11 protein-coding genes are annotated in these 13,891 nt (G+C 66.8%); 5 read left to right on the top strand and 6 right to left on the bottom strand.

Annotated features, from left to right (window positions below; all coding sequences use genetic code 11):
* Positions 1-70 precede the first annotated feature (70 nt).
* The 6 genes from VH569_RS24260 to VH569_RS24285 all read right to left on the bottom strand — a co-directional run bounded on the left by VH569_RS24260 (position 71) and on the right by VH569_RS24285 (position 6,951).
* The gene (locus VH569_RS24260) at positions 71-2,368 is read right to left on the bottom strand and encodes a TonB-dependent receptor (RefSeq protein ID WP_423318599.1); all 2,298 of its coding nucleotides are present in this window, start codon (positions 2,366-2,368) and stop codon (positions 71-73) included.
* Positions 2,369-2,762: 394 nt separating this feature from the next.
* Entirely contained in the window at positions 2,763-3,200 is a 438-nt protein-coding gene (locus VH569_RS24265; RefSeq protein WP_109050726.1) for an EamA family transporter, read from the bottom strand.
* Between the two features lie 32 nt (positions 3,201-3,232).
* Entirely contained in the window at positions 3,233-3,916 is a 684-nt protein-coding gene (locus tag VH569_RS24270) for a DUF6655 family protein (RefSeq protein ID WP_423318602.1), read from the bottom strand.
* A 136-nt stretch (positions 3,917-4,052) separates the two neighbouring features.
* Entirely contained in the window at positions 4,053-4,619 is a 567-nt protein-coding gene (locus VH569_RS24275) for a histidine phosphatase family protein (RefSeq protein ID WP_423318604.1), read from the bottom strand.
* A 162-nt stretch (positions 4,620-4,781) separates the two neighbouring features.
* Positions 4,782-5,891, bottom strand: coding sequence for a type II asparaginase (locus tag VH569_RS24280; protein ID WP_423318606.1), 1,110 nt, complete (start codon positions 5,889-5,891; stop codon positions 4,782-4,784).
* A 229-nt stretch (positions 5,892-6,120) separates the two neighbouring features.
* Positions 6,121-6,951 carry an oxidoreductase gene (locus tag VH569_RS24285; protein WP_423318607.1) on the bottom strand — a complete coding sequence of 277 codons (831 nt, stop codon included), beginning with the start codon at positions 6,949-6,951 and terminating at the stop codon, positions 6,121-6,123.
* Between the two features lie 50 nt (positions 6,952-7,001).
* On the opposite strand from VH569_RS24285, the gene VH569_RS24290 reads away from it, so the two are divergent.
* The 5 genes from VH569_RS24290 (at position 7,002) to VH569_RS24310 (ending at position 13,811) form a co-directional block, all read left to right on the top strand.
* On the top strand, positions 7,002-8,021 hold the full coding sequence (locus tag VH569_RS24290; RefSeq protein WP_423318608.1) for a LysR family transcriptional regulator: 1,020 nt from the start codon (positions 7,002-7,004) through the stop codon (positions 8,019-8,021).
* Between the two features lie 60 nt (positions 8,022-8,081).
* On the top strand, positions 8,082-9,761 hold the full coding sequence (locus VH569_RS24295; protein WP_423318610.1) for a caspase family protein: 1,680 nt from the start codon (positions 8,082-8,084) through the stop codon (positions 9,759-9,761).
* Positions 9,762-10,002: 241 nt separating this feature from the next.
* Positions 10,003-10,785: a gluconate 2-dehydrogenase subunit 3 family protein gene (locus tag VH569_RS24300; protein ID WP_423318612.1), complete on the top strand. Its 783-nt coding sequence runs from the start codon at positions 10,003-10,005 to the stop codon at positions 10,783-10,785.
* A gap of 3 nt (positions 10,786-10,788) precedes the next feature.
* Positions 10,789-12,561, top strand: coding sequence for a GMC family oxidoreductase (locus tag VH569_RS24305; protein WP_423318614.1), 1,773 nt, complete (start codon positions 10,789-10,791; stop codon positions 12,559-12,561).
* Complete coding sequence (locus tag VH569_RS24310; protein WP_423318615.1) at positions 12,558-13,811, top strand: c-type cytochrome; 1,254 nt, start codon at positions 12,558-12,560, stop codon at positions 13,809-13,811. Before VH569_RS24305 ends, VH569_RS24310 begins: the two co-directional genes overlap by 4 nt.
* Positions 13,812-13,891 lie beyond the last annotated feature (80 nt).

Raw genomic sequence — 13,891 nt, forward strand, 5'->3', positions numbered from 1 at the left:
CGTACAAGAGAGGCCGGACCGCCCGTTACGGGGGCGGCCCGGCCGACTTTTCAGGCGATGCGGCGACGGATCAGAAGGTCAGCCCGGTGGTCAGCATGACGGTGCGGCCGGAGGCCGGCACGGCGCGGCTGGCGTTGAAGGCCGAGGTGTAGTTGCGGTGGTCGGTCAGGTTGTAGCCGTTCAGCGCCACCGAGACGTTGCGGAACTCGTAGGACACCAGCGCATCCGCCGAGAAGGTGTAGGGCAGGCGGCCGGTGTTGGCGCTGTCCGTCCAATATTCCGACGCCACCTGCACGCCGCCGCCGACCGTGAACTTGCCGACGCTGCCGGCATCGAACTCGTAGGTCGTCCACAGGCTGCCATTGTGCTTCGGCACGTTGGGGGCGGCATGGCCGACCAGCGCCGCGTTGGTGCGCGATTCCGTCACCTTGCCGGTGAGATAGGCGTAGTTGGTGTAGACGCTCCAGCCTTCCGTCAGCTTGCCGCTGATGCTGGCCTCGAAACCGCGGACGCGGACACCCAGTCCGGCTTCGGAGAAGCCGTCGGTGACGGTGCCGGTGGCGGGGTCGACCGAGTAGGTGTTGGTCTTTTCCGCCTGGAAGATGGCGCCGCTGACGCCCAGCCGGCCGTTCAGGAAGTCGGCCTTGCCGCCGATCTCGTACAGGTCGGTCTGTTCCGGATCGAAGCTGCGGGCGCCGTTCGGCGTCTCCGCCGTGCCGTTGGTGACCGCCGCGGCGATGTCGGTGCCGATCGGCTTGTAGGAGCGCGAGTAGGAGGCGTAGACCGACGACTCCTTGGTCGGTTCATAGATCAGGCTGACCGACGGGCTCCAGGTGCGGTCGGAAGCCTGCCCGCCGGCGATGGTCGGAGAGGCGGAGCCGAAGCTGGTGCGGAAATAGTCCCAGCGCAGGCCGCCCTGGACCGACAGCGTGTCGAACAGCCACATGCGGTCGGTGACGAACAGGCCGGCGTTGGTCACGCTGGCCTCGCGGCCGCCGCTTTCCGGATAGATGATGGCGGTGTTGGCCGAGTAGTTGCGCGTCGGGTTGCGGACCGTCTGGTTGTTGACCCGGTTGACCCAGGTGCCGGTCTCGCGCTTGTCGCGCTGATAGCTGACGTCGAGGCCGCCGTTCAGGGAGTGGCGCAGCCCGAACAGATCGCCGTCGACCTTGGCGCCGGTGACGTTCTGAACGCCGAAGCCCTGCTGCTTGAACGCCATGCCGCCGCCGGCGCCATAGCTAAGCGCCACGTCGCGGCCGGCGAGGAACTGGGTCGCGGCGGCGCCGCTGAGGGGCGACGGGGTGGTGGCGGCGATGTTGCGCTCGTAATGGCTGAAGCGGGAGTCGTTGTAGACCGACAGTGCCTTGTTCACCTCATGCGCGAAGGACGAGGTGAGGATGTGGTTCTCGGTGTCGTCGCGGTCGAGGGTGCGGACATAGGAGGTCGAACGGTTGAGGCCGTATTCCGCGGCCGGACGGAAGATGCCGTCACGGCCCTGCACCATCGGCTGGCCCATGTCGGGCGTCTTCTCGCCCTTCAGGAAGGCGTAGTTCAGATGCCAGGTGGTCGGCGTGCCGAGACCCAGGCCCAGGTCGGCGGCGATGCCGCGGCGGTCGGCGTCCACATCGTCACGACCGGGGACGTTCTGGGTGTGGTAGAGGCCGTTCACCCGCAGCGCCGCGGTGTCGCTCAGCGGCTGATTCACGTCCACCGTGGTGCGGTAGGTCGGGCCGCTGCCCACCGACTGCTCCACCTTGGCCTTCTGCTGCAGGGACGCCTTCTTGGTGCCCTGGTTGATGACGCCGCCGGAATTGCCGACGCCGAAGCCGTTGCCCGACGGCCCTTTGAAGACCTGCACCGTCTCGGTGTTGAAGACGTCGTGGGTGTAGACGCCGAAATCCTTCAGCCCGTCGGTGTAGATGTCGCCGCGCGCGGTCAGGCCGCGGATGCGGAACTGGTCGCCGTTCTGGCCGCCGTTGCCCTCGCCGGTCGAAATGGTGATGCCCGGCACGTTGCGCAGCGTCTGTTCCAGCGAGGTGGCGCGCTGCTGCTCGATGATCTCCTGCGGCACGACGTTGACGACGCGGGGCGTGTCCTTGACCGTGTCGGGCAGGCGGGACACGCCGGTTGGGGCGGCGTTGACGTTGCCGGTCTGCGGCGCTGCGGCATCGACCTTGATCGAATCGAGCTGCAAGGCGTCGCCGGAGGACCGTTGCGGCGTCGGACCGGTCCCCGGATTTCCCGATCCCGTGCCGGTGCCTTGCGCATCGGCCGTCGCCGGCAGGGCGAAGCTCATGGCAAGGCTGGCGGTGGCGGCGGCACCTGCCAGAAGGGGTCTCAGTCCATGGGGGGACGTGGTCTGTCGCATCAAGCTCTCCCGAAATGCGCCAAGGTGGATTGGACGATCGCTGGAGCGCCTTCTACCAATGGGATAGGCCTTCCTTGCAACAGCTGAGATTGAGAGGCATTCTGAGTTGGAGGGCGGGAGGACAGCCGCCGCGGGCGAACGGAAAGGCTTTCACGCCGAATGCGCGTGGTTGGTCATCTGGGTCGCGGCGGCGGCAGGCTGCGTCGGATTATGGAATTTATGTTTAATTATCAATAAGATGACGTGTGCTTGCGGTGGCGGGTCGATGTCGGCGGAAGGGGGCGTCTCGGGGTGGAAATCGGCAATGTTGCCGAAAAGTCACTATGATAATAAGAATGATTTTCATTCGCGCAGGACTTGGTGAGGTAGCTCGTTCAGGTGCGGAAAACCGGCGTCACTTGAATGCCAGCAGAATCACCCCGGCGGCGATCAGCACGACCCCCAGCCAGTTCGGCGCCGACAGTTTTTCACCCAGGAACAGCACGCCGAAAACCGCGACCAGCACGACGCTGAGCTTGTCGACCGGCGCCACCTGCGAGGCGGGCCCCAACTTCAGCGCGCGGAAATAACATAGCCAGGAGGCCCCGGTGGCGAGACCGGAGAGGACGAGGAACAGCCATGTCCTGCCCGACACCGCCGACGGCGACAGCGACTGCCCCGACGAGACGACGATCCCGATCAGCATCGCGAAGATGACGGCGGTGCGGATCAGCGTCGCCATGTCGGACCCGACGCCTTCGACGCCGACCTTGGCGAAGACGGCGGTCAATGCCGCGAAGCAGGCCGACAGCAGCGCCCACAGCATCCAGGACGGAAACAGGTCACCGGTCATCTCTTGGTTTCCTTCAGATCGCTTCCGTCCGGTCAGTTGTCCCAGGGCTTCGGGTCTGGCCGGGTGTCGGGCGGCAGCAGGTCGTTGGTGTCCCAGCTCAGCATCAGCAGCAGCACCCATTCCGCCCGGTTGGAGAAGCCGTATTGCGGCCCGCTGGAGGACACCAGAGTACCCGAATTCTTATCGTAGGCGGTGGCGGCGATCTTGGCGACGCCCTGGGTCAGCTCCTTCTTGAACAGCGAAATCTCCGGCGTGGAGGAACTGCCGCCGACCGGCATCGGAATGTCGATGCTGGGAATGCCGAGCAGCGAGCTTTCGCTGTCCACCGACAGGGCGCCGACCCGCAACTCCACGATGGTCGCCGCCTTGTCGCGGTTCTCGGCCATGGCGGCGCCGTGGCGCAGCAGGGCGTCGCGCACTGCGGAGACGGCGTATTTGGTGTCGTAGCCTTCGACGCCGGCGGAATCGACATAAATGCTTCCCTGCACCGCCAGCTTGTCGGCCAAACGCTCGGCGGCCTGATCGGCTGCGGTGGAGATCAGCAGCTGTTCGGTGGCGGAGCGGGCAGGGGTGGTGACGTGGGAGGTCGAGCAGCCGGCCAGTCCAAACCCGACGATGCTCAATAGAAGCGGCAGCCCGATCCGGTAAAGCCGGCTCCATGCGCCATCATGAATCGGTGCTTCATTGTGAGAGTATTTGGTTTGCCCACCGAACATCAGTCCTTTTCCTGGCATCTTCCCGGCGATCAGCCGCGTTGGGCGGCCTATCCAGACCGACGGCAGGCGTCCGGTCAACGGCGCAGATGTCCAGGTCCGCCGCGAAGGGCGGTACCACCCGCCCCCATCGCACGGATCAGGGGACGGCCAGCCGGTCCACCTGCTCCGGGTTGGGGGTGCCGTTCGCCCGCAGCAGCACCGCCTCGCCCGAAGCCGGGAAGATGCCGGTCAGAGCGGTGACGGTGACCTGATGGGTGACCAGCACGACCGGCTTGCCGTCGCGCGGCAGGTCGGCCAGGAACTGGCGCAGTTGGGTGATCCTGTCCTTCTCCTCGTCCTGCTGGCCGAAGAAGGAGTTGAGGACCGGCAATTCCTTCACCGGGCCGAGATCCAGCAGGCGGGCGGTGTCCAGGCAGCGGCACCATTGGCTGGACAGCACGCGTGCCTGATCGATGCCGAGTTGCCGCAGCCGCCCGCCGATCCGCGCCGCCTGGGTGCGGCCGTCCTCGCTGAGGTTGCGCTGGGTTGCGCAGTCGTCCAGCGTGAATCCGGCCGGATCGCCGGTGCCGGGTGCGTCCGCATGGCGCATCAGCACGATGAGCCCGGCCGTGTCCTGTGCCGCGGCGGGAGATACACCGACCAGGGCAGCGAACAGCGCCGCGGCGGACAGGGCAATCAGGCTGCGGCGGTGTGGGGCAGGCATCGGCTTCTTCCTCGGTGGTGCGGCCGCTGGTCGGAGCCCTGTGCGGCTTCCGTTTCCTCCTGCTCAACGCCCGATCCGGGGTGCTTGTTGCCTACGGAATTCTCCGCGACTTGAGAGGGACCGCCGGAAAGTGCCGGACGGCCCCTGTCCGCATGTCCCGGCTCAGTAGGTGTAGAACATCTTTTGGATGGCCTTGCTGTCGGTCGTCCTGGTCAGCGCCAGCATCAGCAGGATGCGCGCCTTCTGCGGGTTGAGGGTGTCGCTGGCGACGAAGTCCAGCTCGTCGTCGTTGGCCTCGCCGTTGCGCGCGACGATGCCGTTGCCGACGCGGGACGAGCGGACGATTGCCACCCCCTGCTTGCGGGCATCGATCAGGCCGGGCTTCATCGCGTTGGACAGGCTGCCGTCACCGACGCCGGCATGGACGATGCCCTTGGCCCCCGCCTTCACCAGCGCGTCGAGCGCCGTGCGGTTGTTGTTGGCATAGCCATAGACGATGTCGACCTGCGGGAGGCTGTCCAGATTGGAGATGTCGAACTCCGCTTCGGCGGTGTGCTTGCGCACGACCTGACGGTAGAAGTGCGCCTTGTTGTCCTGCATATAGCCGAGGAAGCCCAGTTCGGGCGTGCGGAAGGTGTCGGCGGTCGAGGTGTTGGTCTTGGTGACGTCGCGGCCGGCGTTGATCTGGTCGTTCAGCGAGACCAGCACGCCCTTGCCGACGGCGTCCTTGGAGCCGGCCAGCGTCACCGCGTTGTAGAGGTTGACCGGACCGTCGGCGCTGATGGCGGTGGATGGCCGCATGGCGCCGACGATCACCACCGGCTTGGTGCTCTTGACCGTCAGGTTCAGGAAATAGGCGGTTTCCTCGATGGTGTCAGTGCCGTGGGTGATGACGATGCCATCGACGTCCTTCTGCGCCAGCAACTCGTTGACCCGCTTGGCCAGCTTCAGCCAATGGTCGTTGGTCATGTTCTCGCTGGCGATCTGAAAGACCTGCTCGCCCTTGACGGTGGCGACCTTCTTCAACTCCGGCACCGCTTCGATCAGCTTCTCGACGCCGACCTTGGCGGCGGTGTAGCCGACGGTCGTGGTGCTGGTGGCGCCGGTGCCGGCGATGGTGCCGCCGGTCGCCAGGATGGTGACGTTGGGCAGCCCGTCATCGGCGAAGGCGGCGTGGGTCGCGGTTCCGCTCAGCAGCAGCGCGGCAAGTCCGGCGGCGGCCATTTTGCGGCCCATGCTGCGGCCCATGGTGCGGGTGGTGGTCTTGAACACGGCGTTCCTCTCCCATTGCGATTTTTATGGCCGGCCCGTGCCAGCCTGCGGGAGAGCGCAATCTCGTCAATTCCATTGAATGCCCTTAGTCAGCGTCATGAACGGTTTGCGGACCGAATGTGAATGCCCGTTCGAAAATCGGCGCCGCGGGCGGGAGAGTTCGCCGGCCTTGCAAACCTTCCCGCCCGCTGGCCCGCCCGCTGGCCCGCCCGTCGGCCCGCCCCGCGCCTCAGCCCCGGTCGGTGAAGTCGGTGCTGCGGGTCACCGCTTCCCAGGCGTCGATTTCCGCGATCACGGCGTCGAGCTTGGACCGGGCGCGGTTGAGGGCATCGGACCCCAGCAGAAGATGGAGCGGAGGGGTGTCGGAACGGACGGCGGCCAGGATGGCTTGTGCGGCGCGATCCGGATCGCCGAGCTGGCGCCCGGCCATGCCGTCGAAGGCGGATGACATGCGTCCGACGCTGTCGGCATAGGCTGCGTCCTCGGCGCTGCTCTTGCGGATCGAATGGTTGGACAGGAAGTCGGTGCGGAAGGCGCCGGGGGCCACCGCCGTCACTTTGATGCCAAGCGGGCCAACCTCCTGCGCGAGACTGGAGGACAATCCTTCCAAGGCGTGTTTGGCCGCCGCATAGAGGCCGGAACCGGCGCCGGGTGCCCGTCCGGCGATGGAGGTGATGTTGACGATATGCCCGGCCCCCTGGGCGCGCAGGCGGGGCAGGGCGGCGCGGACGATGCGGAAGGGCGCGAACACGTCGACCGCGAACAGCCGGGCGACCTCGTCGTCGCTGGCCTGCTCGACCGCCCCCAGCAGGCCGTAGCCCGCATTGTTGACGATCACGTCGATGCGGCCGGCGAGAGCGAAGGCCTGACCGACCGCCGCCTCGGCCGCATCGACGTCGGCGAGATCGACGGTGAGGACATGCAGGGTGCCGCGTCCTGCGGGGAGGTCCGGCCTGCCGGTGCGGACGGTGCCGACGACGGTGTCGCCCTCCGCAAGGGCCGCCTTGGCGAGCGCCAGCCCGAGGCCGCGCGAGATGCCGGTGATGAACCATGTGGTCATGGGGAGACTCCTTTCGCGGTCAGAGATACGTCCCGTGGCATGTTTACAGAATGCCCGGATTTCTGATCAGACTTGTAAGCGTGGCTGAAGAATGCTTTCTTCGGCCCATGGATCCCTTACTCTCCGGCAGCGACTACAACCAGCTTCGCGCGTTCCTCGCCGTCGGCGAGACGCTGAGTTTCAGCCGGGCGGCGGAGCGGCTGGGCGTTTCCCCGTCGGCGCTCAGCCAGCTGGTGCGCGGGTTCGAGGAGCGGGTCGGAGTGCGGCTGCTCAACCGGACCACGCGCAGCGTCGCGCTGACCGATGCCGGCGAAAATCTGCTCCGGCGCGTGCAGCCGGCCGTCTCGGAACTCGGCGATGCCATCGGGCAGGTGCGCCAGTATCGCGAGCGTCCAGCCGGCACCGTTCGCGTGCATAGTTTCCGCGCGGCGGCGGAACGCTACATCGAGCCGATGCTGGCGGACTTCGCGCGGGACTTTCCGGATGTGGTGCTGGACATCACGCTGGACGATGCGGTGGTGGATCTGGTGGCCGGCGGCTTCGATGCGGCGATCCGGATCGGCGAAGTAATCGACCGCGACATGGTGGCCGTGCGTCTCGGTCCGGATTTGCGGCAGATCGCCGCGGCGTCGCCGGATTATCTGGATCGCCATGGCCGCCCGGCGCATCCGCGCGATCTGGTTGATCATCGTTGCATCCGCTGGCGCTGGCCGGGCCATGTGATGCCTTATGCCTGGGAATTCTTCGGAAACGGGACCTGGTTCGAGGTCGCGGTCGACGGGCCGCTGATCTTCAACGACAAGGACGTGGCACTGCGTGCGACCCTCCGGGGAATCGGGATCGGCTTTTGTGTCGAGGACGCGGTGACCGGGCCTATCGCGGCGGGAGAGCTGGTTCCGCTGCTGGAGGACTGGTCCGCCGCCTTTCCCGGCCGGTTCCTGTGCTATCCGCGCCAGAGGCAGATGGCCCCGGCCCTGCGGGCCTTCATCGACGCGGTTCGCGCCGCCGCGTCCATGGCGGACAGCAAGGCGGATGCCGGGTTGGTGCAGGACGATGGTCGCCGACCTTGAATCCCGTGCCGTTGCCTGGGCAGAGTGCCGGCACTGCTTTCGATCCGAAGGAAACCGGCTTTGAAGATCCTGGGACGCACCGTCGCGCTCGCCCTGTCGCTTTTCGTGTGGGTGGCGGCCTCGGGTGAGGCCGCGGCGGAACGGCGGGTGGCGCTGGTGCTGGGCAACAGCGACTACCGCTTTGCGCCACGGCTGCCCAACCCGACCAACGATGCCAAGGCGATGGCGGAGTCCCTGCGCGCGGCCGGCTTCGAGTTGATCGGCGGGGCGCCGCAGCTCGATCTGGATCGGGCCGCAACGGAACGGGCGATCCGCAACTTCGGCGCCAAGCTGGCCGGGGCCGATGTCGGCTTGTTCTTCTATGCCGGACACGGCATGCAGGCGCGGGGCACCAATTACCTGCTGCCGGTTTCCGCCAATCTGGAGAAGGAGGCGGACGTCCGGTACGAACTGATCGACGTCGCCATGGTGCTGGACGAGATGGCGCTGGCGGAAAGCCGGCTGAACATCGTCATCCTGGACGCCTGCCGCAACAATCCCTTCGGCGGGCGCGGCATGCGTGCGGCGTCGCCGGGCCTGGCGCAGATGCAGGCCCCCGCCGGGACGATCATCGCCTATGCGACCCAGCCGGGCGCCGTGGCGGCCGATGGCGCCGGCTCCAACAGCCCCTACACCGAGGTGCTGTCGAAGGCGATGCTGAAGCCGGGCGAAGCCGTGTTCGATATCTTCAACGATGTCGGCATCGCGGTGAAGCGCAACTCCGGCGGGGTGCAGCAGCCCTGGGTTTCGGCCTCTCCCATCGAAGGGCGCTTCTATTTCCTGGGGCCGACCACGGTGGTGACGGCGCCTCCCGCCGACGCAGCGCCTGCGGCGTCGGCGGCGCCCGTGGCGAACGCCGACAAGGAGACGCTGTTCTGGGACAGCATCAAGGGCAGTTCCAACCGCGGCTTGTTCGAAGCCTATCTGAAGCAGTTCCCGCAAGGCACCTTCGCCCCCATCGCCGAGGCGCGCGTCGCCGAACTGGGCGGGACGGTGCCTGCGGAGCGGGCCCAGCTTTCGGTCGCGGCACTCGCCGCCCCGCCGGTTCCTGCTCCAGTTCCCGGCCCAACTCCTGCCCCGGCGCCGATCCCGGCCCCCTCGGCAATCCCGGCTCCGGCGGCTCCGCCGGCCCGGCCGCTCGATGTGGCGGCGATCCCCTATCTCAACGCCAAATCGCGGCAAACGTTGGCGATGTATGGGGGATTGCCCTCGCCCAAGGCGCTGGCGATCTCGACCAAGGGCAATTACGCCTATTTCTCCAACAAGTCGAACAGCCGGACCGGGGACGACGTCAAGCGCAGCGCCCTGCAATATTGCCAGTACCGTGCGGAGGAGCCCTGCACGCTCTATGCGGTCGACGATGCGGTGGTGATGGACGCCAAGGGCTTCACGCCGATGCCGGTCGAGATCCTCGGGGCCGGCCGTTTCGATCCGGCGCGCGTGCCCTTCGTCAGCGACCACACCCGCAAGGTCGGCATGGTGAACTACCAGCGCAACCCCGGCTACAAGGCGCTGGCCGTGACGCTCGCCGGCCGCTGGGCCACCGTCTGGGATCGCGACAGCGAGGAAGAGGCGAAGGACGCGGCGCTGGAGCGGTGCGAGCAGTCCGGCGGCAACCATGAGTGCATGCTCTACGCCGTAGGAGACAGGATCGTCTTCGAAGAGGTTCCGGAAGAGGAGGAAGACGAGGAAGAGGAGTGACCGAGGGCGCCGAAAGGTTGCGTCGCCATAGGTCAGTGTCTGCCCTCGGGTACCACCGGTGGAGACTACATTTGCGTCCACCGCACTGACCGTTTGTGCTCGATCATCGCCCAATGATGACGGCGTGCGCCATTGAGCCCGGGTGTATGTCTTTCGATCATTGGAAATCATCGTTTCGCCGCTGATCTGTTGTGCAATGCGACAACGGCTGCGGTTGTGACGATTCCGGGATGATCCAGACATGAACCCAAGCAAAAGCCCGAATACGGGCCAGCCAAGCGTGTTCCACACCAGCCGCCGCCGCTTCCTCGCCACCACGGCGATGGGGCTGGTGGCGCTGACGGCCTCCGGCGCCCGGGCGAAAATCCTGTTCGGCACCGGGCTGCCCTGGGATTCCGGCTCCATCGAGCCGCCCCGCCAAGTCCTTCCCGGCCCCTGGACCTTCTTCACCCCACGCGAGGGCGAACTGGTCGAGGCCATCGTCGAACGGCTGATCCCCGCGGACGACCTCAGCGTCAGCGGCAAGGATGCCGGCTGCGCCGTCTTCATCGACCGCCAGCTGTCCGGCCATTACGGCACCTCCGACCGGCTCTACATGAAGGGGCCGTTCCAGCCCGGCCTGCCGACCCAGGGCGACCAGACCGACCTGCCCCCGGCGATGAGGTACCGCCAGGGTCTGAAGGCGCTGGACGACCATTGCCGCCGGACGATGGACGGCAAGAGTTTCACCGACCTGTCGCCGGAGCAGAAGGACAAGCTGCTGACGGCGATGGAGGCGGGCGAGACAAAGTTCGACGGTCCCGTCGGTTCCGGCAGCCTCTTCAGCCTGTTGTTGCAGAACACGATGGAAGGGTTCTTCGCCGACCCGATCCATGGCGGCAACCGCGACATGGTCAGCTGGAAGATGATCGGCTTTCCCGGCACCCGGTACGACTACCGGGACCATGTGCTGAAGCACAATCAGAAATACACGTTGCCGCCGGTGTCGATCGGCGGTCGCGGCGACTGGGCCAGGAAGGGCTGAGGAATGGCGCGCAAACTTCCCCACAAGGATGTGGTGATCGTCGGCCTCGGCTGGACCGGCTCGATCATTGCGAACGAGCTGTGCGACGAAGGGCTGGACGTGGTGGCGCTGGAGCGCGGCCCCTGGCGCGACACCGCCACCGACTTCAACATCGGCTATGCCCCGGACGAGCTGCGCTACAACTCGCGCCAGGAGCTGATGCTGCGCCCGGCGCAGACCACGGTCACCGCCCGCAACAACGCCGACCAGACGGCGCTGCCGATGCGGCAGTTCGGCTCCTTCCATCCCGGCAACGGCGTCGGCGGCGCCGGTGTGCATTGGGCCGGCATCACCTGGCGGTTCTCGCCCGCCGACTTCCGGTTGCGCTCTCATTTTACTGAGCGTTATGGCGCTCAGGCCATACCGGATGACATGACGATCCAGGACTGGGGCCTGACCTATGAGGACATGGAGCCCTATTACGACAGGTTCGAGTATCTGGCCGGCGTGTCGGGCAAGGCCGGCAACCTGAACGGCCAGATCCAGGAGGGCGGCAATCCGTTCGAAGGGCCGCGCAAGCGCGAGTTCCCCAACCCGCCGATGATGCAGACCTACGGCCCCACCCTGTTCGCCGAGGCGGCGGCCAAGATGGGCTACAAGCCCTTCCCGATCCCGTCCTCGCTGCTGTCGCGCACCTACACCAACCCGCTGGGCGTGACGATGGGGCAATGCACCTTCTGCGGTTTCTGCACCAATTACGGCTGCGCCAACTATTCGAAGGCGAGCGCCCAGACGACCGTGCTGCCGGTGCTGATGCGCAAGTCCAACTTCGAGCTGCGCACCCTGTGCGAGGTGCTGAAGGTCAATCTGGACTCCACCGGCAAGAAGGCGACCGGCGTCACCTATGTCGACACCTCGGGCGAAGAGCTGGAGCAGACGGCCGATCTGGTGATCCTCTGCGCCTTCATGCTGGACAATGTGCGGCTGATGCTGCTGTCCGGCATCGGCAAGCCTTACGACGTCAGCACCGGCACCGGCGTGGTGGGGCGGAATTTCTGCTACCAGATGGCCAATCAGGTCGTCGGTTTCTTCGATCCCGCCAAATACAACTTCAACAACTTCATCGGCGGCGGCGCCACCGGCATGGCGATCGACGAGCTGAACAACGACAATTTCGACCATGGGCCGCTGGGATTCCTCGGCGGCGGCAGCACGCGCTGCGCCCCCATCGGGGCGGAACCGATCTCCAAGCGACCGACGCTGCCGGGCACCCCGGCCTGGGGGTCGGGCTGGAAGAAGGCGATGAGGGACAGCTATCTCAGCAATCTCAGCGTCGGCTGCGAGGCCAGCAGCTATGCCAACCGCGGCAATTTCCTCGACCTCGATCCCACCTACACCGACCGTCTCGGCCGGCCGCTGATGCGCATCACCTTCGACTTCCCCGAGAACGACGTGAAGATGTCGGCCTACGTCACCAAGAAGGTCGGGGAGATCGTCCGCGCCATGGGGGCGCAGCAGAGCGTCGAGTATCCGCGCACCGGGCCCTGGTCGACGGTTCCCTACCAGTCCACCCATGTGGTCGGCGGCACGGCGATGGGTGCCGATCCCTCCACCAGCGTGGTGAACCCGTTCCTGCAAAGCTGGGACGTGCCGAACGTCTTCACCGTCGGGGCGAATGTCTTTCCGCAGAATTCAGGCTTCAACCCGACCGGAACGGTGGGGGCGCTGGCCTTCCGCGCGGCGGATGCGATCCGCAGCCGTTACCTGAAATCCCCCGGCCCCTTGGTGCACGCATGACCAGGAACCGTCTCGCCATCGCCGCGGCCCTGCTGGTCACGGCGTCATTCAGCGTCATTGCCGCCGTCATGACGCCGGCCCTCGCCGACGACCAGGACTTCACCCTGATCGAGCGCGGCCGCTATGTCGCCACTGCCGCCGACTGCGTCGCCTGCCACAGCGTGCCGGGTGGCAAGCCCTATGCCGGCGGAACGGCCTTGCAGACCCCTTTCGGCACGCTGGTCGCTCCCAACATCACGCCGGACCGCGAGACCGGCATCGGCAACTGGACCGAGGAGGATCTGCGGCGAACCCTGCGCGAGGGCGTCGGCCGCGGCGGCAAGCGGCTCTACCCCGCCATGCCCTATCCCGCCTACACCCGGATGACCGACGACGACATCCATGCGCTGTGGGTCTATCTCCAGACGCTGGAGTCGGTGAGCAATGCGGTGGAAGCCAACCAGCTGCCCTTCCCCTTCAACATCCGGCTGCTGATGGCGGGCTGGAACCTGCTGAATTTCGAACCTTCGGGCTTCAAGCCCGACCCGCAGAAGTCGGAGGAGTGGAACCGCGGCGCCTATCTGGTCCAGGCGCTGGGCCATTGCGGCACCTGTCACACGCCGAAGAGCGCGCTGGGGGCCGACGACAACGACCGCGCCTTGCAGGGTGCCAACCTACAGGCTTGGTATGCACCGTCGATCACTGCGGACAAGCGGCAGGGCATCGGCAACTGGTCGGTTGACCAGCTGACCGCCTATCTGAAGACCGGGGCGAACCACCAGTCGCTCGCCTCCGGCCCGATGGCGGAGGAGATCCAGAACTCCAGCTCCAAGATGACCGATGCCGATCTCAAGGCCATCGCGACCTATCTGCTCGACCGGACGCCGCCCGCGGGGAAGGCGCCGGTGCCGCTGGCGGCGGATGACGCGCGGATGAGGACGGGCGGGGCCGTCTATACCGACACCTGCATGGCCTGCCACGGCGGCGACGGCAAGGGCCAGACCTTCCTGTTTCCGACCTTGGCCGGCAGCGGTCTGGTGCAGGCCGACGACCCGGCGACGCTGATCCGGCTGGTGCTGGACGGCTCCCGCGCGGTGGCGACCGACGACCGTCCGACCGGACCGGCGATGCCGCCGCTCGGCTGGCGGCTGACCGATGCCGACGTGGCGGCGGTCGTCACCTACATCCGCAACAGCTGGAGCAATGCCGCCCCGCCGGTCAGTGCCGGGGATGTGGCGAAGGTGCGCAAGACGCTGGCCCAGGCGAACTGACGGGGGCGGGGCAGCGGCGGCGAACCGGCCGCCGCTGCCCGTTCTCCGGGACGATGGAGGTGTCGCACCGTCTCTGGCGA

The sequence above is a fragment of the Azospirillum sp. 11R-A genome (assembly GCF_049472615.1).
Taxonomy (GTDB): Bacteria; Pseudomonadota; Alphaproteobacteria; order Azospirillales; family Azospirillaceae; genus Azospirillum; species Azospirillum palustre.